Genomic DNA, 19556 nt, shown 5'->3' with positions numbered 1-19556 from the left:
TGACCAGACCGACCTACCTCCGACCAACCACCGCGACCTAGGTTCGGCTCCAACGTGACCCGCCTCACACTGGACTCAACTGGGAGTGGCCTGATGACGAAGATCGAACTCACCGTCGACGGGGCTGCGGTCTCCGACGACGTCGAGCCGCGCATGCTGCTGGTGCAGTACCTCCGCGAGAAGCTCGGCAAGACCGGCACCGTGATCGGCTGCGACACCTCCAACTGCGGGGCGTGCACCGTGCACCTCGACGGCACGAGCGTGAAGTCGTGCAACGTGCTGGCCGTGCAGGCCAACGGCCGCACCGTCACCACGATCGAGGGGCTCGCCGACACGGCCGAGGGTGAGCTCCACCCCGTCCAGGAGTCGTTCCGCGAGTGCCACGGCCTCCAGTGCGGCTTCTGCACCCCCGGGATGATCATGCAGGCCGTCGACCTGCTCGGGGAGAACCCGAACCCGACCGAGGAGGAGGTGCGGCTCGGCATGGAGGGCAACCTCTGCCGCTGCACCGGCTACCACAACATCGTCAAGAGCGTGCTCCACGCAGCCGAAGGAGCCAAGGCATGACCGCCACCCAGGACCGTCCCGCCGCCGAGATCGGCAAGGACCGCCGCCGCAAGGAGGACCAGCGCCTCATCACGGGCCGCACGCGCTGGACCGACAACATCACCCTGCCGGGGATGCTGCACCTCGCGATGGTGCGCAGCCCCTTCGCCCACGCCACCATCACCTCGGTCGACGTCGAGGCCGCCAAGGCCTCGCCCAACGTCGTCGCGGTGCTGTCCGGCAAGGACTTCGGCGACGAGCTCGGCGTGTGCATCAACGCCTGGCCCATCACGCCCGACCAGAAGACCCCCGGCCACTCGCCGATGCCCGCCGACCGCGTGGCCTTCGCCGGCGAGATCGTCGCCGTCGTGGTCGCGCGCAGCGCTGCCGAGGCCCGCGACGCCGCGGAGCTCGTCGACGTCGAGTACGACGAGCAGCCCGCCGTGATCGGCATCAAGAACGCGCTGCGCGACGAGGTGCTCGCCCACCCCGACCTCGGCACCAACAAGTCAGCGCTGTGGGTCTTCGACTCCGCCGAGGCCGGCACCGGCTCCGACGTCGAGGCCGCGATCGAGACCGCGCGCACCGACGGAATCCTCATCGAGCGGGAGTACCGCCAGCAGCGCCTCATCCCCGCCTTCATGGAGCCCCGCAGCGTCGTCGTCGACCCGACCGGCGAGCAGATCACCATGTGGTCGGCCACCCAGATCCCGCACATCCTGCGCTTCGCGCTCGCCGCCACCACCGGTGTGCCCGAGTCGAAGATCCGCGTCATCGCCCCCGACGTCGGCGGCGGCTTCGGCGGCAAGCTCCAGACGACGCCGGAGGAGTGGATCGCCTGGGCCGTGGCCCGCCGGCTGTCGAAGCCGGTGAAGTACACCGAGACCCGCAGCGAGAGCCTGATGGCCGCCCACCACGGTCGCGACCAGGTCCAGACGCTGACCTTGGCGGCCGACAAGGAGGGCAACGTCACCGGCTTCAAGGTGCACCTCGACGCGGACCTCGGGGCCTACATCGCCGTCGTCGGCGGTGGCGTCCCTGTGCTGGGTGCCTTCATGTTCAACGCGATCTACAAGTTCCCGTCCTACCGCTTCGAGTGCCAGACGGTGCTGACGAACACCACCTTCACCGACGCCTACCGCGGCGCCGGCCGCCCCGAGGCGACGTACGCGATCGAGCGGATCATGGACGAGCTCGCCACGGAGGTGGGGGTCGACCCGCTGGAGATCCGCGAGCGCAACTGGATCAAGCACGAGGAGTTCCCCTTCACGACCGTCGCCGGGCTGGAGTACGACACCGGCAACTACGAGGCCGCGACCGCCAAGGCCAAGGAGTCGTTCGGCTACGACGCGCTGCGCGCGGAGCAGAAGGAGCGGCGCGAGCGCGGGGACCGGGTGCAGCTCGGCATCGGTGTCTCCACCTTCACCGAGATGTGCGGCCTGGCCCCGAGCCGGGTGCTCGGCAGCCTCGACTACGGCGCCGGCGGCTGGGAGCACGCGAGCGTGCGGATGCTGGCCACCGGCAAGGTCGAGATCGTCACCGGTGCCAGCGCCCACGGCCAGGGCCACGAGACGGCGTTCAGCCAGATCGTCGCCGACCGGCTCGGCGTGCCCTTCGAGGACGTCGAGGTGCTGCACGGCGACACCCAGATCGCCCACAAGGGCCTCGACACCTACGGCTCGCGCTCGCTGGTCGTCGGCGGCGAGGCGCTGGTGAAGGCGGTCGACAAGGTGATCGACAAGGCCAAGCACCTCGCGGCGCACCTGCTCGAGGCCAGCGAGGACGACCTCGAGTACAAGGGCGGCCGCTTCACCGTCGCCGGCACCGACCAGGGGGTGGCGATCCAGGAGCTCGCCACGGCGGCCTTCGCGGCGCACAACTACCCCGAGGACATGGAGCCGAGCATCGACGCCGAGGCGACCTACGACCCGGTGAACTTCAACTACCCGCACGGCACGCACCTGTGCGCGATGGAGGTCGACACCGAGACCGGCGCGGTCAAGATGCGCAAGTACACCTGCTGCGACGACATCGGGACGATCATCAACCCGCTCATCGTCGCCGGCCAGATCCACGGCGGTCTGGTGCAGGGCATCGCGCAGGCGCTGTGGGAGGAGGCGGTGCACGACGACGCGGGCACGCTCGTGAGCGGATCGTTCGTCGACTATCTGCTGCCGACGGCCGCGGACACGATCTCCTTCGACGTGGTCCACACCGACGACCCGAGCATCGCCACCACCAACACGCTCGGCACGAAGGGCGTCGGCGAGGCGGGGACGATCGCGTCCACGCCGGCGGTGGTCAACGCCGTCGTCGACGCCGTACGCCACCTCGGCGTCAGCGACATCCAGATGCCGTGCACCCCGGAGCGGGTGTGGCGCGCGATCCACGCAGGCGACGGAGACGCACCGACACCGGAGACGGCCATGCCGCACTTCCGAGAAGGTGCGCTCAACCAGGACGAAGGAGCAGGCCAGTGATCCCGGTGCAGTTCGACTACCTCGCACCCACGTCGGTCGAGGAGGCGCTGTCGGCCCTCGGCCAGCACGGCGACGACGCGAAGATCCTCGCCGGTGGGCAGAGCCTGCTCCCGGTGCTGAGGATGCGGCTCAACGCCCCCGAGGTCGTCATCGACCTCGGCGGCATCGCCTCCCTGCGCGGCATCCGCGACGACGGGGACGCGATCGTGATCGGCGCGATGACCACCCACCACGACGTACGCGACCACGCACTGGTCAAGGAGCACGCGCTGCTGCTCTCCAAGGCCGCCGCGGAGGTCGCCGACTCGCAGATCCGGCACCGTGGCACGTTCGGTGGCGCCCTGGCGCACGCCGACCCCGCGGGCGACCTCGGTGCCCCGGCGCTCGCGCTGGGAGCGCAGTTCGTCATCGCCGGCGCCGGCGGCACCCGGACGGTGGAGGCCTCGGACTTCTTCGTCGACCTCTTCGAGACCGCGATCGGCGAGGACGAGATCCTCACCGAGGTGCGCGTCCCCAAGCACACCGGGTGGGGCGCGCACTACGAGAAGTTCGTGCGGGTCGCGCACCAGTGGCCCATCGTCGCGATCGCCGCGACGGTGAAGGGCTCCATCGACGAGGCGCGCGTGGGCCTGACCAACATGGGCTCCACCCCGCTGCGAGCGACCGCCACCGAGCAGGCGCTCGCCGGCGCCACGGCCACCGGGGACGGCGTACGCGCTGCGGCGGAGCTGGCTGCGGAGGGCACCAACCCGCCCTCGGACCTCAACGGTGCCGCCGACTACCGCCAGCACCTGGCGCGCGTGCTCACCGGCCGGGCCGTCCTGAAGGCCGCGGGGGTCTAGGGATGGAGCTGAACCACCGCTTCACCGTCCCCATCGGCGTCGAGGAGACCTGGGCGCACTTCAACGACATCGCCTCGGTGGCCGAGTGCTTCCCCGGCGCCCAGGTCACCGAGGCCGACGAGAGCTCGTTCGCCGGCTCGGTGAAGGTGAAGCTCGGCCCGATCGCGCTGCAGTACAACGGCTCGGGCACCTTCGTGGAGAAGGACGAGGCGGCGCACCGCTTCGTCGTCGACGCCAAGGGCAAGGACAAGCGCGGCAACGGCACCGCCGGCGCGAAGGTCACCGTCACGATGACCGACGCGACCGGCGGCGCGACCGACGTGTCCGTGGAGACCGACCTCGCGATCACGGGCAAGCCCGCGCAGTTCGGCCGCGGGGTGATGCAGGACGTCTCCGACAAGCTCCTCGGCCAGTTCGTCGCCTGCCTCGAGCAGCGACTGGCGGCCCCGGAGCCCGAGCCGGAGACCGCGGCACCGGAGGCACCGGTCGCGACGCCCCAGCCGGGCGCCCACGCGGCCGCCCCGCCTACGCCGCCGACGCCGCTCAGGCCCCCGCCGCCCCCGCCCACCGAGGCGCTCGACCTCGGCAGCGCGGTGCTGCCGATCCTGGCTCGCACCTACTGGAAGCCGGCCCTGGCCGCGGTGGTGGGTCTGCTGCTGCTGAGGCGGCTGCTCAGGCGCTGAGGCGCTTCAGAACACGCCGAGCGGGCGGAACTGCACGGAGATGCGCGGCCCGGAGCGGGCCACCTTGGGCACGGAGTGCTCCCAGGTGCGCTGGCACGAGCCGCCCATCACCACGAGGTCCCCGTGCCCCATGGTCAGTGCGACCGATTCCCCGCCGCCGCGCGGACGCAGCAGCAGGCGGCGGGGGTCGCCGACGCTGACGATGGCCACCATCGTGTCGGCGCTGCTGCCGCGACCGATCGTGTCGCCGTGCCACGCCACGGAGTCGCGGCCGTCGCGGTAGTAGCAGCACCCGGCGCTCACGAACGGCTCGCCCAGCTCGGGGAGGTAGTGCGCGCTCAGGTCGTCACGTGCGCGCTCGAGCACCGCGTGGGGGAGACGGACGCCGGGCAGGTAGGTGTGCACCAGGCGGGGCACGTCGACCACGGCGTCGTACATCTCGCGACGCTCGGAGCGCCACGGCACGCGCTCGACGAGCGCGGTGAAGACGCCGTCGGGGTCGCCCAGCCAGTCGCGCTGGACGTCGACCCAGGCGCCGTGCGAGAGCGCCAGGCGCTCGGGCGCGAGCCCGCTCGCAGCGGGCGCGTGGTCGGCGAAGAGGGACGTCTGGAAGTCCACGTCGACAGCCTAGCGCATCGATCGAACGGATGTTCGATCCACAGGTTGTCCAAGTCTTTACCACAGACTCCGTCAAAGCGGAGACACCGGTCCAGCCCAGTCCTATGTTGGCAGGCATGGATCCGGTCGACGTCGTCGTCCCGCGACAGCGGGCGTTGAAGCACGTCCAGGTCCGGGAGCACGTCCGGAGCCTCATCGAGGAGCAGCCCCCGGGTTCGGCGGCCCCCTCCGAGCGCGAGCTCGTGGCACGCTTCGGTGTCGCCCGGATGACCGTGCGCCAGGCGCTCGACGCCCTCGTCGCCGAGGGCCTGCTCGAGCGCATCCCCGGCCGTGGCACGTTCGTGGCGCAGCCGCCGAAGACCGCCGGACGCCTGACGTCCTTCACCGAGGAGATCCGCCGCCGCGGCATGCTCCCGGAGTCGCAGACCCTGCTGGCCCGCGTCGAGCAGGCCGGCCCGGGCGTGGCACGCGCGCTCGACATCTCGCCCGGCGACCCCGTGCTGCACTGGCGTCGCCTCCGTCGCGCCGACGGGGCCATCGTGTGCGTCGAGGACGCCTACCTCAACGAGGTGCTCTTGCCCGGCTTCCTCCAGCACGGCACGCCCACCAGCCTCTACGAGGCGCTCGGTGCCCGCGGCCTGCGCCCGACCGAGGTCGAGGACTCCATCAGCGCCGACCGTGCGAGCGCCGACGAGGCCGCGGTGCTCGAGATCGCCGAGGGCGACCCGGTCCTGCGCCACGCCCGTCGGGCGGTGTCCGAGGGGCGCATCGTGGAGGTCTCGCGCACCTGCTACCGCCACGACCGCTTCACCGTCTACCTCCAGCTCGCCGACCGCTGAGCCGGCGCGGCGCCCGGCTCACCCCAGGTCGCTGATCTCCCGCTCGAGGTTGGCCCGCGCGGTGGCCTCCCACAGCGCGCGCCCCTGCGTGGTGTGGAAGAGGTGCGGCTTCGCGGCCAGGTCGCGCAGCACGGCCGCCCGCCCGGCACGGAAGTCCGCCTCCGCGACGTGGGCGAAGTCGGCCCGCACGCCGGCGGCGTAGGCGTCGTAGCGCTCCCGCGGAGCCGCCAGGATCGCCAGGTCGGCGTCGCTCAGCGCGCAGCCGGGAGCGTCGTCGTCGGCCGGTCGGTGGTGCGCGGTCATCCGCACCAACCGGGCCACCTCGTCGGCGTATGACGCCGGGAGGGCGCGCTCGGCCCACTGCGCCGACCGCTCCTCGTCGTCGGCGCCGCCGTCGTAGACGGCGTCGTGGAACCACGCCGCCAGCGCCACGGTCGTGGCGTCGAAGCCCGCGCCGGAGGCGGCGAGCAGCTCGAGGCGGTCGAGCACCTCGGCCAGGTGGAGCCGGTCGTGGTAGCCGGGGCGGTCCCAGGCGGTGAGCAGCTCGTCGCGCAGGTCGTGGTGGTCGGGCAACGGCCAACGCTCGGCGAGGCTCATGCCCGAGCTGTCTCCTGCTGGAGCCCCCGCGCGCGTTCGTGCCCTGACGACATCGCCCAGCGGATGGTGCGGGTGCCGAGCTGGCCCAGCACGCGGTTGGTCAGCGGCGGCACCGGCGGCAGGCGCAGCTCGCGCCTGGCCTCCGTCGGGAGCAGGCCGATCGCAGCGGCCGCCAGCGACAGGTAGCCCGGGCGGGCCGCGAGCGGCAGGTCGGGGTGGAGCAGGAGGAAGGAGATGGCCTCGCGGGCCTCGGGCGTGGCGCGCAGCTCGTGGGCGTAGGCCTCGAGGACCGTGCGCAGCTCGGCCTCGGTCCGCGGTGCCCCGATCACGCCGAGGTGCTCGGCCGCGACGGCGGTCTGCGCGACGTAGGTGTCGCGGTCGCGTCCGACGAGCCGCTGCTGGCCGTAGCGGTCGTGGGCGGCGAGGAAGCTGTCGATCTCGGCGACGTGGACCCAGCCGAGCAGGTGCGGGTCGTTGGCGGCGTACGCCGAGCCGTCGGGCATCGTGCCGGTGACCGACTCGTGCGCGCGCTGCACGGCGCGGATGACCTGGAGCGCGTCGCGCTCGGTGCCGAAGGTCGTCATCGCGATGTAGGTGGAGACCTGCGCGAGCCGGCCCCACATGTCGCCGCGGTAGCCCGAGTGGTCGGCCACGCCCTGCATGGCGGCGGGGTGGAGCGACTGGAGCATGACCGCGCGGATGCCACCGACGAACATCGACGCATCGCCGTGCACGCGCGCGATCGGGGAGTCGGGGGCGAACCACCGCGGCCCGGGCGTGCCGTGGACGCGCTCGCGTGCCTGCTCGCCGTTGGGCCCGGCCACCTTGCGGAACAGCTCGGCGCCGAGGCGCTCGCGGAGGGTCACGTGGTCGAGACTAGGACCCGCGGACAAGCGCGACGGCCGGCCTTTGACTTCGAGTGCTCGAAGTTCCTACCGTCGATGACGTGACCACCGACGCAGCTCCTCGCAGCTACTCCATCAAGGAGGCGGCAGCCCTCACCGGGCTGCCGGCCAGCACGTTGCGCTACTACGAGCAGGTGGGCGTCATCGCCCCGGTGAGCCGCGGCGCGAGCAGCGGGCACCGCGTCTACGGCGAGGGCGACCTCGACCAGCTCATGTGGGTCTCCTGCCTGGCCGCCACCGGCATGTCGATCGGTGACATGCGCGTCTACATGGACAACAACCGCCTGGGCGCCGAGGCGGCCGCCGACCAGCAGCGGCTGCTCGAGGAACAGCAGGTGCGGCTCGCGGCCGAGGCCGAGGCGCTCGTCCTGCGGCAGCGCTACGTCGACCTCAAGATCGCCTACTGGCAGGCCGTCCGCGAGGGCGACACCGCCCGGAGCGAGCGGATCTCCCGCAGCGCCCGCGAGCTCGCCGACGAGCTGCGCGCGGTCGCGCACGACTGACCCGGCACCCCGGATCGGTCCACACCCCTCGAGAGAACGGAAGACGTCCGCATGCGCGTCAACGCCTACGCAGCACCCTCCGCCGGCCAGCCCCTGGCCCCCACCACGATCGAGCGCCGCGAGGTCGGCGCCAACGACGTGCTGATCGCCGTCGACTACGCCGGCATCTGCCACTCCGACATCCACACCGTCAACGGCGACTGGGGCCCGCAGCCCTTCCCCGTCGTGCCCGGCCACGAGATCGTCGGCACCGTCACCGAGGTCGGCTCGGACGTCGCCCGCCACGCGGTCGGCGACCGCGTGGGAGTCGGCTGCATGGTCAAATCGTGCGGGACGTGCGACAACTGCCGCAACGGCGACGAGCAGTACTGCCGCGACGGCATGGTCGGCACGTACGCCGCCACCGACCGCGACGGCACCACCACCCAGGGCGGCTACTCCACCCACGTCGTGGTCGACGCCGACTACGTGCTCTCGGTGCCCGAGAGCCTCGACGCCGCGGCTGCCGCGCCGCTGCTGTGCGCCGGCATCACCACGTACTCACCGCTCAAGCACTGGCAGGCCGGCCCCGGCAAGAGGGTCGCGGTCGTCGGCCTCGGCGGGCTGGGCCACATGGCCGTCAAGATCGCGCACGCCATGGGCGCGGAGGTCACGGTGCTCTCGCAGTCGCTGAAGAAGCAGGAGGACGGCCTCCGCCTCGGTGCCGACCACTACTTCGCCACCAGCGACCCCGACACCTTCGAGGCGCTCGCGAGCTCCTTCGACCTGATCATCAACACCGTCAGCGCGAAGATCGACGTCAGCGCCTACCTCGGGCTGCTCGCCGTCAACGGCGCCATGGTCAACGTCGGCGCCCCGGCCGAGCCGCTGAGCCTCAACGTGTTCTCGCTGCTCAGCAACCGCCGCACGTTCGCGGGCTCCATGATCGGCGGCATCGCCGAGACCCAGGAGATGCTCGACTTCTGCGCCGAGCACGGCATCGTCAGCGAGGTCGAGGTCATCGCCGCCGACCAGGTCAACGAGGCCTACGAGCGCGTGCTCGCCTCCGACGTGCGCTACCGCTTCGTCATCGACACCAGCACGCTCGGCTGAGGTCGACGGGTTACTCGGCGCCGGCGGCCAGGTCGCCGGCGTCGATGATCCGGTAGGCGTAGCCCTGCTCGGCAAGGAAGCGCTGGCGGTTCTGGGCGAAGTCGGCGTCGACGGTGTCGCGCGAGACGATCGTGTAGAAGTGCGCGCTGCGGCCCTCGGTCTTGGGTCGCAGCAGCCGCCCGAGCCGCTGAGCCTCCTCCTGGCGCGAGCCGAACGACCCGCTCACCTGGATGGCCACCTCGGCCGAGGGCAGGTCGATGGAGAAGTTCGCCACCTTGCTCACCACGAGCAGCCCGATCTCGCCGGAGCGGAAGGCGTTGAAGAGCCGCTGCCGCTCCTTGACGGGCGTCTCGCCCTTGATGACCGGCGCGTCGAGCATCGCCGCGATCTCGTCGAGCTGGTCGATGTACTGCCCGATCACCAGCGTCGGCTGCCCGTCGTGCTGGCGCACCAGGTCGCGTACGACGTCGATCTTGGCGTGGGTGCACGACGCGAGGCGGTAGCGGGTGTCGGGGTCGCTCGTGGCGTACGCCAGCCGCTCGCCGTCGGGCAGCGTCACCCGCACCTCGACGCAGTCGGCGGGCGCGATGTAGCCCTGCGCCTCGATGTCCTTCCACGGGGCGTCGTAGCGCTTGGGCCCGATGAGGGAGAAGACCTCGCCCTCGCGCCCGTCCTCGCGGACCAGGGTCGCGGTGAGCCCGAGGCGCCGCCGGGCCTGGAGGTTCGCGGTCATCCGGAAGATCGGCGCAGGCAGCAGATGCACCTCGTCGTAGACGATGAGGCCCCAGTCGCGGGCGTCGAGCAGCTCGAGGTGGGGATAGACGCCCTTCCGCTTCGTGGTCAGCACCTGGTAGGTCGCGATGGTGACCGGGCGGACCTCCTTCACCGCTCCGGAGTACTCGCCGATCTCGTCGGCGGTGAGCGAGGTGCGCGCGACCAGCTCGTCCTTCCACTGCCGCGCGCTCACGGTGTTGGTGACCAGGATCAGCGTGGTGGCCTGCGCCTGCGCCATGGAGGCGGCGCCGACGATCGTCTTGCCGGCGCCGCAGGGGAGCACGACCACGCCCGACCCGCCGTCCCAGAAGGACTCGGCCGCCTCGCGCTGGTAGGGGCGCAGCGTCCAGCCGTCCTCGGCGAGGTCGATCGCGTGCGCCTCGCCGTCGACGTAGCCGGCGAAGTCCTCGGCCGGCCAGCCGAGCTTGAGCAGCGCCTGCTTGAGGTTGCCGCGCTCGCTCGGGTGCACCGCCACCGTGTCCGGGTCGAGCCGGGCGCCGACCATCCCGGCGACCTTCTTGGCCCGGAGCACCTCCTCCAGGACCGGACGGTCCACCGACGACAGCACCAGGCCGTGCACCGGGTGCTTCTCCAGCCGCAGCCGGCCGTAGCGGCCCATGGTCTCGGCGACGTCGACGAGCAGCGCGTGCGGGACGGCGTACCTCGACCACGTCAGCAGTGCGTCGACGACCTGCTCGGCGTCGTGCCCGGCGGCGCGGGCGTTCCACAGCCCCAGCGGGGTCAGGCGGTAGGTGTGGATGTGCTCCGGCGAGCGCTCGAGCTCGGCGAAGGGGGCGATCGCCTTGCGCGCCTCGGCTGCCGAGGGGTGGTCGACCTCGAGCAGGAGCGTCTTGTCCGACTGGACGATGAGGGGACCGTCATTCACCCGGCGAGTCTACGGACGACGCGGGCGTCAGCTCGCCGACGCCGCCTTCTGCCTGGCCCGGAAGGCCGCGACGTTGGCGCGCGAGGAGCAGCGGTCCGAGCAGTAGCGGCGCGACTGGTTGGGCGAGGTGTCGACGTAGACGTGGTCACACCGGGCCTCCGAGCAGATCCCCAGTCGCGTCGCACCGAGGTCGCACACCAGGTTGGCCAGGCCCATCAGCGCCTCGCCGACGAGCAGCTCGGCCACCGAGGCGGCCCGGTTGGCGACGTGCATGTGGAGGTTGTCGGGGTCGTGGTCGGAGATCATCGGGGTCACCGGGTGCGCGGCGAGGAGGTCGTTGAGCTGGCTCACCACGAGGGGTACGTCGTCGACGTCCGAGGCCTCGAAGACCGGGCGCAGGTCGGCCTGGAAGGCCTGCAGCGACGCCACGTCGCCCTCCACTACCGACCGGTGCAGCCACGAGCGGTCCGCGAGGTGCTCGTGCAGCGCCGTCTCGTCCGCCAGGTCGGCGTTGACGAGCGAGGCGGCGCGCTCGGCGTAGCGGATGAAGTCCACGGCGTCAGTCTACGGAGCGGGGCGTGGCCGGCTCAGGCACGGCGTACGCCCGTGATCCGGTGCACCGCGAACTCGCGCACGTCGTCGGCGCGGTGGTCGAAGGCCGAGAGCCGACCACCGTCGAGGCGCCGGGGGTCGACGACCCGCTCGCCGGTGGCACCGTGGTTGTCGACGTAGCCGATGACCACGGTGGTGCCCGCCTCGATGGCGTCGCGCAGTGCGGCCAGGGCGCCGGACGGGGTCGTGGCCTCGACGCTGGAGGGGCGCGAGGACTCGGCCCGGTCGCCGGCCCGGATCGCGGTCGCCACCGCCTGCACCTGGGCGACCTGGCGGGCCTCGACCGCTCCGGCAGGACGACGGCCGCGGCGCGAGCGGGCGCGCTGGAGGTCGGGACGGCTGACCCGGACGGTGCCGTCGGCGGCCTCCACCACGGGTGCCGCGCCGAGCTCGCGGAGCCGGGGGAGCAGCACGTCGATCGGCGAGGTCGCGATCGCGACGGTGGGCGCGAGCAGACGCAGGCCGAGCGAGCGTGCCCGGGTGTCGTGGACGAGTGCGGCGAGCGCGGCCTCGTCGTCCGCGCGCAGGAACGCCTCCGCGTGGCCGACCCGGACGCTGCCGAAGGTGCGGGCCACGTCGTCGACGAGGAACTCCAGCGGCTGCGGGACCGGTGTCTGCGACACGGACGTCAGGAAGTCGCGGACCTCGAGCGCGGACCATCCGGCGTCGAAGCCGCGGCGCAGGGAGCCGGAGGAGAAGCGGTAGACGGTGGCACCGCCGCGCGACTCCACGTCGGCGAGCAGGTGGAGCCGTCGTGCGACCTCGGTCTCGAGCGGGCCGGGGGCGACCGCGGTCAGGTCGGCCTGCAGCAGCACGTGGTCGACCGGACGGGGCAGGTGGGGCTCGAGGGCCGTGGCGGCCTCGCCCGGGTCTCCCGCGGCCACGTGCCGACCGCTCGGGGGCAGGCCGCCGGCTCCGCTGACACCGAGCACCGCGGCCTCGGTGAGCGCGGCGGCGACGAGCTCGCCGAAGACGGTGGGGCGGCGCGGCCGCAGCCAGCCGACCCGCTGCACGAGCGACGCGACGCCCGTCCCGGCAGCGAGGACCTCGCCCTCGGGCACCTCGGCCAGCACCCGTAGCGCCAGCCGTCTCGCCTCCTCCGCCAGGCCGCTGGACAGCTCGGGGGCCAGGGCGTTCCACGACTTGCCGGCGGCGTCGCGCGAGCCGACCAGCGACGGGACCCGGCTGCTCGCCAGCCAGCCGCCGACCAGCCGCGCCCACCGCTCGGCGATCGGCACTCCCGACCACACGTCGAACTCGTCGGTCGGCAGCCACGACGGGGTGCCGTCGGCCACCGCGGCCTCGGCGATCAGCCCGGCGGAGAGCGCGACCTCCACCACCAGCGCCGCGCCCGCTTCGTCGACGTGCAGCTCGCGGGCGACGGACTTGAGGTCGCGCACGGCCAGGCCGCCGCTGCGCAGCACGCTCGGCGGCTCGACGCCCCAGTGGTCGAGCAGCAGCTCCACCCGGCGTACGACGTCGAAGGCGGCGCCCGCGGCGCTGCGGGCCACGAGCGCGGCGTCGCGCTGCGTCGTCGCGAGGTCGGGCACGACGTCCACCGGCTCGGTGGTGGTGCGACCGCCCCGCAGGGCCAGCCCCACCTCGCCGGGGAGGACGACGGTGGCGCCCTCGCGGGGCACGAGCAGGCGCCTGCTGATCAGCTCCTCGGCTGGCGAGCGGGCGTCGCGAGGAGCCACGGTCCGCCGCGCGGCGCCGGTCGTGCCCTCGCCGCCGTGGGCGTCGACGTGGCGCAGCAGGGCGGTCGCGGCGGGACTCAGCTCGGCGAGCCGCGCCTCGATGTCGGCGGCCGGGGCGGGCTCTGGGCTCACCGGCCGCAGGCCGCTGGCCGACACCGGCAGGCCGCGCATCGCATCGGCCACGCCGCTGAGGGCGCGGATGCCGCTCGGGGTCTCCCAGGCGAGCGCCAGGTCGAGCAGGCGCTGCAGGGCCGCGGCGGTCCGGGCGGGGTCCGCGTGGACGATCGAGATCAGCTGCTCGGAAGTGGTTTGCCCGGCAACCAGCAGGGCATCAAGCACGGAGAGCTCGAGCCGGTCCAGGCCGTCGAGGGCACGATGGATCGACGAACGTGTGGCAGCCCGCGAGGCCAGCTGCGAGGAATCCTGAGGGGCGGGTGTGGCGAGATCCGGTCGCGCAGCGAGCAGCGCCACGAGTCGCTCGTCGGACCAGCCACGGAGCTGGTCGGCAAGGGTGCGTGCGGGTGTCGTCCGCCCTGAGCTGGACATTCCTCTTACGCTACTCGCCGGGTCGGCGTCGTCGACCCACATCTCGACACGGGGCGAAGAGGGCCGGGCATGAAGAACGTCGATCTCCACCACGGGGCGGCGACCGACGTCGGACTGGTGCGCAAGGTCAACGAGGACTCCTACCTGGTCGCGCCGCCGATCTTCGTGGTCGCCGACGGGATGGGTGGGCACTCCGGCGGTGACGTCGCCAGCCAGATGGTGGTCGAGGAGTTCCAGCGCCTCTCCGAGGTCTACGACCCGGCTCGCGGGGCCGAGCACGTCGCAGGCGCGTTCGCCCGCGCCCAGGCACGCATCGTCGACTTCGGCAACGCCCACCGCGCGCTGCAGCCGGGCTGGCACGCCGGCACGACCGCCGTCGTCGCGGCCCTCGTCGACGACAACGGCGTGGCCAAGTGGCTGCTGGCCAACCTCGGCGACTCCCGCATCTACCGCGTCACCGAGGGGCGGCTCGAGCAGATCAGCGTCGACCACTCGGTCGTGCAGGAGCTCATCGACGCCGGGCAGATCACCGAGCAGGAGGCGGCCGTCCACCCGGAGCGGCACGTCATCACGCGTGCCCTCGGCAGCCCCGAGGGCATCCAGCCCGACTTCTTCCTCCTGCCCCTCGGCTCGGTCGAGCGCCTCCTGCTCTGCAGCGACGGCGTCACCGGGATGATCGAGGACAAGGAGATCGAGGACATCCTCGAGACCATCGCCGACCCCCGCGACGCGGCCGACGGCCTGGTGCGCGCCGCGGTCGCGGCCGGTGGTCGCGACAACGCCACGGCCGTCGTCGTCGATGTGGTGGGATTGGTCAAGGACGCCACGTACGACTCGCAGCGCCAGCTGCAGAGTCTCGAATCGAAGCTGGGGGGACGACTGTGAGCGCAGAGCCGAGGTTCGCGGCAGGGGACTGGTACGCCGTCGCGGGCGAGCGCGTGACCGTCCTGCTGCCGGGCAGCCAGCGTGACCGTGTCGCGCACCTGTGGGACCTGACCGACTCCGGCGCCGACGTGGACGCCGTCCTCGACGCACTGCTCGCCGGCGGGCTCTCCTCCCTCGACCACTTCGCGCTCGTCGCCCACGGCGACGACGCGACGCGGCTCATCGTGCGCGGTGCCCCCACCGCCACCGTGTCCTCGTCGGCCGGCGACGACCTGGTGAGCGCGACCCCGGGCACGACCTGGGCCGAGCGGCTGGTCACCGGCGTCACCAGCCTCCGCGTCACCCTGACCGGCGACGGCGAGGCCGACCGCGTTCTCACGCCCGGCCTGGCGCGGGTGTCGGTCGTCGAGTTCGGTGCGCCCACCGCGTCCGGCACGCCTGCACCGGCCGCGGCGGCTGCGGTGATGGAGCCGGAGCCTGTCGCGACGGAGCCCGAGCCCGTCACTCCCGAGCCGGAGCCGGAGCCGGAGCCGGAGCCGGAGGCCGTCGAGCCCGAGCCGGTCGCCCACCCCGAGCCGGTCGTCGTGCCCGAGCCCGCCGCCGCTGCCCCGCTCCACTTCGGCGAGCCCGACGACGACCCGACCCCGACCGGCGAGACCCCGGTGGTCCGCGACGAGTGGTACGACCGCGACGGCCAGACGCAGGTCGGCAGCCCCGCGCCCGACTTCGACCGGCCGCCGATCCCCGGCCAGGAGATCGCCCCCGAGGTGGTCTCGCAGCCGGTCGCGTCCCTGATCTTCTCCACCGGGGACGTCGTCGCCGTCGACCGCACCGTCCTGGTCGGTCGTGCCCCCGAGGCCCGACGCTTCGCCTCCCACGACCAGCCCCACGTGGTGACCGTCGCCAGCCCGCAGCAGGAGATCTCCTCGACCCACCTCGAGATCCGGCCCGGCGCGGGGGCCGACCACGGCTCCGCGATCGCCACGGACCTCGGCTCGACCAACGGCACGGTGCTGGCGCAGCCCGGCCTCGAGCCGGAGGAGCTCACCCCCGGCATCGCGGTCAGCCTGATCCCCGGCGCCGTCCTCGACCTCGGCGACGGCGTCACCATCCAGGTCACCAACGCCTGAGCGACCCAGACGTGACCCAGCACCCCCAGTCCCTGACCTACCCCGTCGCCCAGCTCGAGCGACGCTTCACCGCCTTCGCCGTCGACCGGCTGCTGGCCTGGAGTCTGCTCGCGGTCGTCGGCGTCGTGACGGCGCTGGTCGTCGACGACGACCCGTGGGTCGTCGTCGGGACCGTGGCCGCGACGATGGTCGTGCTCTGGCTGGTCCTGGCGATCGTGACGGGCGTCAGCGGCACCTCGCCCGGCAAGGCGATGTCGGGCCTGCGCGTCGTGCACCACGGCACCGGCACCCCGATCGGCGTCGGGCCCGCACTGCTCCGCTCGCTGGTGCTCGGGGCCTCCGGCCTGCCCACGTTCGGCATCGGCATCGCCACCCTCGCGTGGACGGCGGTCGAGGACCGCGGGCGCCAGCGTCGCGGCTGGCACGACCACCTGGCGCACACCGTCGTGGTCGACGTACGCCCGGCTGCTGAAGTCGCCGACGCAGGGGGCGACGAGGGACCGCGCCACATCGTCAACCTGACCGCGATGCGGCTCATCCCGGCCCCGCCCGTCGAGGCGGTCCGCACCCCCGAGCGCTCGGAGCACTCGGTGCGCCGCCAGCCGCTGCCGCCCGAGGTGGTCGCCGCTCCCGCCGGGTCCCCGGCGCAGGCGCAGGCGCCGCTCCCCACGTCGTCCCCCGCGCAGCCACAGCCGCCCGCCCCGGCGCAGCCGCCCGTCCCGAGCGGTCCGCCCCCGGGCTGGCAGCAGCCGCCGCCCCAGCCCCAGCGGCCCCCGGCCCCGCCCCAGCAGCAGGTCCCGCCGCAGCAGCCGCAGCGCCCGGCTGCGCAGGCTCCCGCACGGTGGCGGGTGCACTTCGACAACGGCGAGAGCTTCGTCATCGCCGGGCTGGCGCTGGTCGGCCGGCGTCCCGAGGCCCGCAACGGCGAGCAGGTCGCGCACCTGATCCCGCTCGCGTCCGCGGACATGTCGGTGTCCAAGACCCATGCCCAGTTCGGCCCCGCTCCCGACGGCACCATCGTGGTCATGGACCGCGGCTCCACCAACGGCACCGTGCTCGTGCGCCGGGGCGTCTCGCGCCAGCTCGCACCGGGCAAGCCGGCCGCCCTCCTCGACGGCGACAAGGTCGTCTACGGCGACCGCGAGATGGTCATCTCGCGCGAGCACTGAGGCGCACGACGCCCGCGGTTCCGGCGGTCAGCGGGTCAGCGCGACCGGCACCCGGGTCACCCCACCGCGCGCGCCGAGCCACACCAGCTGGCCGTCGTCGAGGCGACCGGAGCGACCGGAGACGGTGACCGTGAAGTCGGCCGACTGCCCCGGCGCGAGGCGTACGGCGAGGGGTCGGACAGTGACCCGGGAGGTGAAGCCGCGGGCGGTGACGGAGAAGTACTCCGCGCGGCTGCCGACGTTGGTCACCGTGCGCACCGCCGATGTGCGTCCGGCCGAGAGGAGCACCGAGCTGGTGTTGAGCTCGGCCAGCGTGCTGGTGCGCAGTGCACGACGCCACGCCGAGGCGTCGACGTCGAGGGCCAGGTGCGCGGTGGGGACGCGGCCGGCGAGGGCGCCCGCGCCCTGCTGGAGCACGCTCGAGCCGCGGACCGGCCGGGCCGAGGTGACCAGGAGCGAGCGCACCCGCGCCGCCGACCAGCCGGGCCGCTCGGCCCGCAGGAGGGCGGCGAGCCCGGCGGCCTCTGCGGTCGCGGCCGAGCTGCCGCTGAAGACGCCCCACGTGCGGCCGGTGGCCTCGGGCAGCGCACCGAGCACGGCATCGCCGTCGGCGACGGCGTCGGGCTTGAGGGAGGCCCCGCGAGGGTCGCCCGACGCGCTCCACGGAGCCGTACGCCGGTTGCCGGGGGCGCCGCTGACGCGCGACATCCGCACCCGGGAGTCGGGGTTGCGCGCCACCCAGCGGGCGAACTGCCGGCCTGCGGTGGCCGCGAGGTGGACGGTCGGGACGGAGTGGAAGTCGGCGGTCACGGCGCCGGGTCGCTGGTTGACCAGCACCATGGCGCGGCCACCGGCCTGGGCGACGGCGCCGGACTTGTCGATGCGACCGATGCCGCCGCGACGGCAGACGACGATCCGGTCGGCCACCAGGCGCGAGTCCAGCGAGCCCGGTCGGCACTGACTGGCGTCGCGGCGCGGGACGCCCGGGGCCGGTGCGTCCTGTGCGCGCACGGCGCGGCCCGCGACCGGGCTCGGGCGGCCTCCGCCGGTCCACGAGCGACCACCCGGCAGCGTGAGACGGCCGCGCGACATCCGGCCCACGGCGGAGCCGACCGTCGTCACCCACGGGCCGGCGTGGGCGGCGTACGCCGAACCGGCGGCGTTGCCCGCTGCTCCGACGACGACCACGTCGGCCTCGGCGGCGCCGAGGAGGGCGAGCTGGAGGGTGTCGATCCGCTCACCGCCGGCGAGCGCGAGGCTCAGCACGTCGACGCCGTCGGCCACGGCCGCGTCGACCGCGGCGACCACGTCGGCGGTCGAGCACCCGTCGTCGGCCGGGTCGGGGGCTCCCCAGCACGCCTTGTAGGCGGCGATGCGCGCCTGGGGGGCGATGCCGCCGAAGGAGCCCGCGTCGCGGTCGTCGACCCGCACGCTCACCGCGGCATTGCCTGCTGCGACGGAGGAGACCTGGGTGCCGTGGCCGAGCTCGTCGAGGGCGGACAGCGACTCCGAGGAGCGGATGCGGTCGGCGCCGAAGCCGTCGACGAACCAGCGTGCCCCGACGACCTTGCGGCTGCAGTCCGAGGCCGACCAACCCTCCGCCTCGCTGCAGGCGCCGGTGAACCCACGTGGGTCGGCGCCGAGCCCGGGCACGTCGGCGAAGGCAGGGGAGTCGGGCGCGATGCCCGAGTCGACGACACCCACCACGACCCCGGCCCCGCCCCGCAGGCGCGGGCTGTCGGCGGCGCCGCGCACCGCAGCCGTCGACGTACGCCTGGCGAGCGGCCGGACCGTGTCGGCCTCGACCGTGGCGATGCCGGGCTGGTCCGCGAGGGCGCTGACCTGCGCGGGGCTCAGCTCGGCGGCGAAGCCGTTGAGCGCGGTGGTCCACCGGTAGACGGGCTCACCGGCGCCGACGGCCGTGAGCACCGCGTCCTGGCGGGCGAGCAGGTCCTCGGCGTCCGCGCGGCCGGCCGCGGTGCCGGCTCCCGCGAGGGTGACGAGGGTGAGGGGGCGGGACGTCGCGCCGGCGGCGGGGGCATCGTCCGCCGCGGCGGGGGGAGTGGTGGGGAGCGCGAGCGCGAGCGCGACGAGGCCGCATCCGAGGATCCGTCCTGCTGTCGGTGCCCGCATGCCGTGTGCTCCCTTCGAGCCGCTCCCGCTGTCCGGACGACGATTTTCCCATGGCGTCGTCCGCCCTCGCCGCCGGTCCCCGCCGGGGGCGTGAGCGGATCAGACTACGTCTTCGCGCAACCCGATGGTGGCCGGTCGCCGGGTCCGCCTATTCTTTGCCCGCGCCCGTGAACCCACGGTGTCGGCGGTTGAGGTGAGTGGAGTGGATCCGTGCCCAGTGGCAAGGTGAAGTGGTTCGACGCTGACAAGGGCTTCGGCTTCCTGTCCCAGGACGACGGCCCGGACGTCTACGTCCACTCCGACGCCCTCCCCGAGGGGATCGCCACGCTCAAGGCCGGCACCAAGGTGGAGTTCGGCATCGCCCAGGGCCGCCGCGGCGACCAGGCGCTGCAGGTGCGCGTGGTCGACGCGCCCGCCTCGGTGACGCGCAACCAGCGCAACGCCCAGCGCAAGCAGCCGGAGGCGATGGTCACCATCGTCGAGGACCTCATCAAGATGCTCGAGGGCGTCGAGGAGGCCTACCGCCGCGGCCGCCACCCCGAGCGCGCCTCGGCCCACGGCACCGCGAAGGTGCTGCGCGCGCTCGCCGACGAGCTGGAGATCTGAGCCCCGACCCGGA

General features: G+C 73.5%; 18 protein-coding genes. 11 read left to right on the top strand and 7 right to left on the bottom strand.

Annotated elements, in window-relative coordinates; all coding sequences use genetic code 11:
* The first annotated feature begins 93 nt into the window (after positions 1 to 93).
* From IRX98_RS00490 to IRX98_RS00475, 4 genes are read left to right on the top strand one after another with little or no spacing between them, the layout of a single operon-like run.
* Complete coding sequence (locus IRX98_RS00490) at positions 94 to 567, top strand: (2Fe-2S)-binding protein (protein WP_224273113.1); 474 nt, start codon at positions 94 to 96, stop codon at positions 565 to 567.
* Positions 564 to 3026, top strand: a complete 2463-nt coding sequence (locus tag IRX98_RS00485) for a xanthine dehydrogenase family protein molybdopterin-binding subunit (protein WP_224273112.1) — start codon at positions 564 to 566, stop codon at positions 3024 to 3026. Before IRX98_RS00490 ends, IRX98_RS00485 begins: the two co-directional genes overlap by 4 nt.
* On the top strand, positions 3023 to 3868 hold the full coding sequence (locus tag IRX98_RS00480) for an FAD binding domain-containing protein (RefSeq protein ID WP_224273111.1): 846 nt from the start codon (positions 3023 to 3025) through the stop codon (positions 3866 to 3868). The genes IRX98_RS00485 and IRX98_RS00480 overlap by 4 nt, the downstream gene beginning before the upstream one ends.
* Before the next feature lie 2 nt (positions 3869 to 3870).
* The gene (locus IRX98_RS00475; RefSeq protein WP_224273110.1) at positions 3871 to 4551 is read left to right on the top strand and encodes an SRPBCC family protein; all 681 of its coding nucleotides are present in this window, start codon (positions 3871 to 3873) and stop codon (positions 4549 to 4551) included.
* A gap of 6 nt (positions 4552 to 4557) precedes the next feature.
* Here IRX98_RS00475 and IRX98_RS00470 read toward each other — a convergent pair whose 3' ends face one another.
* Positions 4558 to 5169 (bottom strand): alpha-ketoglutarate-dependent dioxygenase AlkB, encoded by a 612-nt coding sequence (locus IRX98_RS00470; protein ID WP_224273109.1) that lies wholly within the window; start codon positions 5167 to 5169, stop codon positions 4558 to 4560.
* Positions 5170 to 5285: 116 nt separating this feature from the next.
* Here IRX98_RS00470 and IRX98_RS00465 point away from each other — a divergent pair, with 116 nt between their 5' ends.
* Complete coding sequence (locus IRX98_RS00465; RefSeq protein WP_224273107.1) at positions 5286 to 6008, top strand: GntR family transcriptional regulator; 723 nt, start codon at positions 5286 to 5288, stop codon at positions 6006 to 6008.
* An 18-nt stretch (positions 6009 to 6026) separates the two neighbouring features.
* Here IRX98_RS00465 and IRX98_RS00460 read toward each other — a convergent pair whose 3' ends face one another.
* Both IRX98_RS00460 and IRX98_RS00455 read right to left on the bottom strand, forming a co-directional pair.
* The gene (locus IRX98_RS00460) at positions 6027 to 6605 is read right to left on the bottom strand and encodes an HD domain-containing protein (protein WP_224273105.1); all 579 of its coding nucleotides are present in this window, start codon (positions 6603 to 6605) and stop codon (positions 6027 to 6029) included.
* Complete coding sequence (locus IRX98_RS00455) at positions 6602 to 7471, bottom strand: oxygenase MpaB family protein (protein WP_224273104.1); 870 nt, start codon at positions 7469 to 7471, stop codon at positions 6602 to 6604. The genes IRX98_RS00460 and IRX98_RS00455 overlap by 4 nt, the downstream gene beginning before the upstream one ends.
* A gap of 80 nt (positions 7472 to 7551) precedes the next feature.
* Here IRX98_RS00455 and IRX98_RS00450 point away from each other — a divergent pair, with 80 nt between their 5' ends.
* Positions 7552 to 8013, top strand: a complete 462-nt coding sequence (locus IRX98_RS00450) for a MerR family transcriptional regulator (RefSeq protein ID WP_224273103.1) — start codon at positions 7552 to 7554, stop codon at positions 8011 to 8013.
* 51 nt (positions 8014 to 8064) lie between these two features.
* Positions 8065 to 9105 carry an NAD(P)-dependent alcohol dehydrogenase gene (locus tag IRX98_RS00445; protein ID WP_224273102.1) on the top strand — a complete coding sequence of 347 codons (1041 nt, stop codon included), beginning with the start codon at positions 8065 to 8067 and terminating at the stop codon, positions 9103 to 9105.
* A gap of 10 nt (positions 9106 to 9115) precedes the next feature.
* Here the strand turns inward: IRX98_RS00445 and IRX98_RS00440 are convergent, their stop codons facing one another.
* From IRX98_RS00440 to IRX98_RS00430, 3 genes are read right to left on the bottom strand one after another with little or no spacing between them, the layout of a single operon-like run.
* On the bottom strand, positions 9116 to 10765 hold the full coding sequence (locus IRX98_RS00440; protein ID WP_224273101.1) for a DNA repair helicase XPB: 1650 nt from the start codon (positions 10763 to 10765) through the stop codon (positions 9116 to 9118).
* Between the two features lie 27 nt (positions 10766 to 10792).
* Positions 10793 to 11320 (bottom strand): CGNR zinc finger domain-containing protein, encoded by a 528-nt coding sequence (locus tag IRX98_RS23255; protein ID WP_224273100.1) that lies wholly within the window; start codon positions 11318 to 11320, stop codon positions 10793 to 10795.
* 32 nt (positions 11321 to 11352) lie between these two features.
* Positions 11353 to 13620: a helicase C-terminal domain-containing protein gene (locus IRX98_RS00430; protein WP_224273098.1), complete on the bottom strand. Its 2268-nt coding sequence runs from the start codon at positions 13618 to 13620 to the stop codon at positions 11353 to 11355.
* A gap of 69 nt (positions 13621 to 13689) precedes the next feature.
* On the opposite strand from IRX98_RS00430, the gene IRX98_RS00425 reads away from it, so the two are divergent.
* Genes IRX98_RS00425 through IRX98_RS00415 form a run of 3 tightly spaced genes read left to right on the top strand, consistent with a single transcriptional unit; the run spans position 13690 to position 16804 of the window.
* Entirely contained in the window at positions 13690 to 14505 is an 816-nt protein-coding gene (locus IRX98_RS00425) for a PP2C family protein-serine/threonine phosphatase (protein ID WP_224273097.1), read from the top strand.
* Positions 14502 to 15635 carry an FHA domain-containing protein gene (locus IRX98_RS00420; RefSeq protein ID WP_224273096.1) on the top strand — a complete coding sequence of 378 codons (1134 nt, stop codon included), beginning with the start codon at positions 14502 to 14504 and terminating at the stop codon, positions 15633 to 15635. The genes IRX98_RS00425 and IRX98_RS00420 overlap by 4 nt, the downstream gene beginning before the upstream one ends.
* Positions 15636 to 15646: 11 nt before the next feature.
* Entirely contained in the window at positions 15647 to 16804 is a 1158-nt protein-coding gene (locus tag IRX98_RS00415) for an RDD family protein (protein ID WP_224273095.1), read from the top strand.
* 27 nt (positions 16805 to 16831) lie between these two features.
* Here the strand turns inward: IRX98_RS00415 and IRX98_RS00410 are convergent, their stop codons facing one another.
* A complete protein-coding gene (locus IRX98_RS00410; protein WP_224273094.1) occupies positions 16832 to 18937 on the bottom strand; it encodes a S8 family serine peptidase in 2106 nt (701 codons plus the stop codon).
* Between the two features lie 210 nt (positions 18938 to 19147).
* Between IRX98_RS00410 and IRX98_RS00405 the strand changes: the two genes are divergently transcribed.
* The gene (locus IRX98_RS00405) at positions 19148 to 19543 is read left to right on the top strand and encodes a cold-shock protein (protein WP_224273093.1); all 396 of its coding nucleotides are present in this window, start codon (positions 19148 to 19150) and stop codon (positions 19541 to 19543) included.
* Positions 19544 to 19556: the final 13 nt, after the last annotated feature.

The organism is Nocardioides lacusdianchii (assembly GCF_020102855.1).
Taxonomy (GTDB): Bacteria; Actinomycetota; Actinomycetes; order Propionibacteriales; family Nocardioidaceae; genus Nocardioides; species Nocardioides lacusdianchii.
The sequence above is the reverse complement of the archived record's forward strand: the minus strand, read 5'-3'. Positions and strand labels throughout refer to the sequence as shown.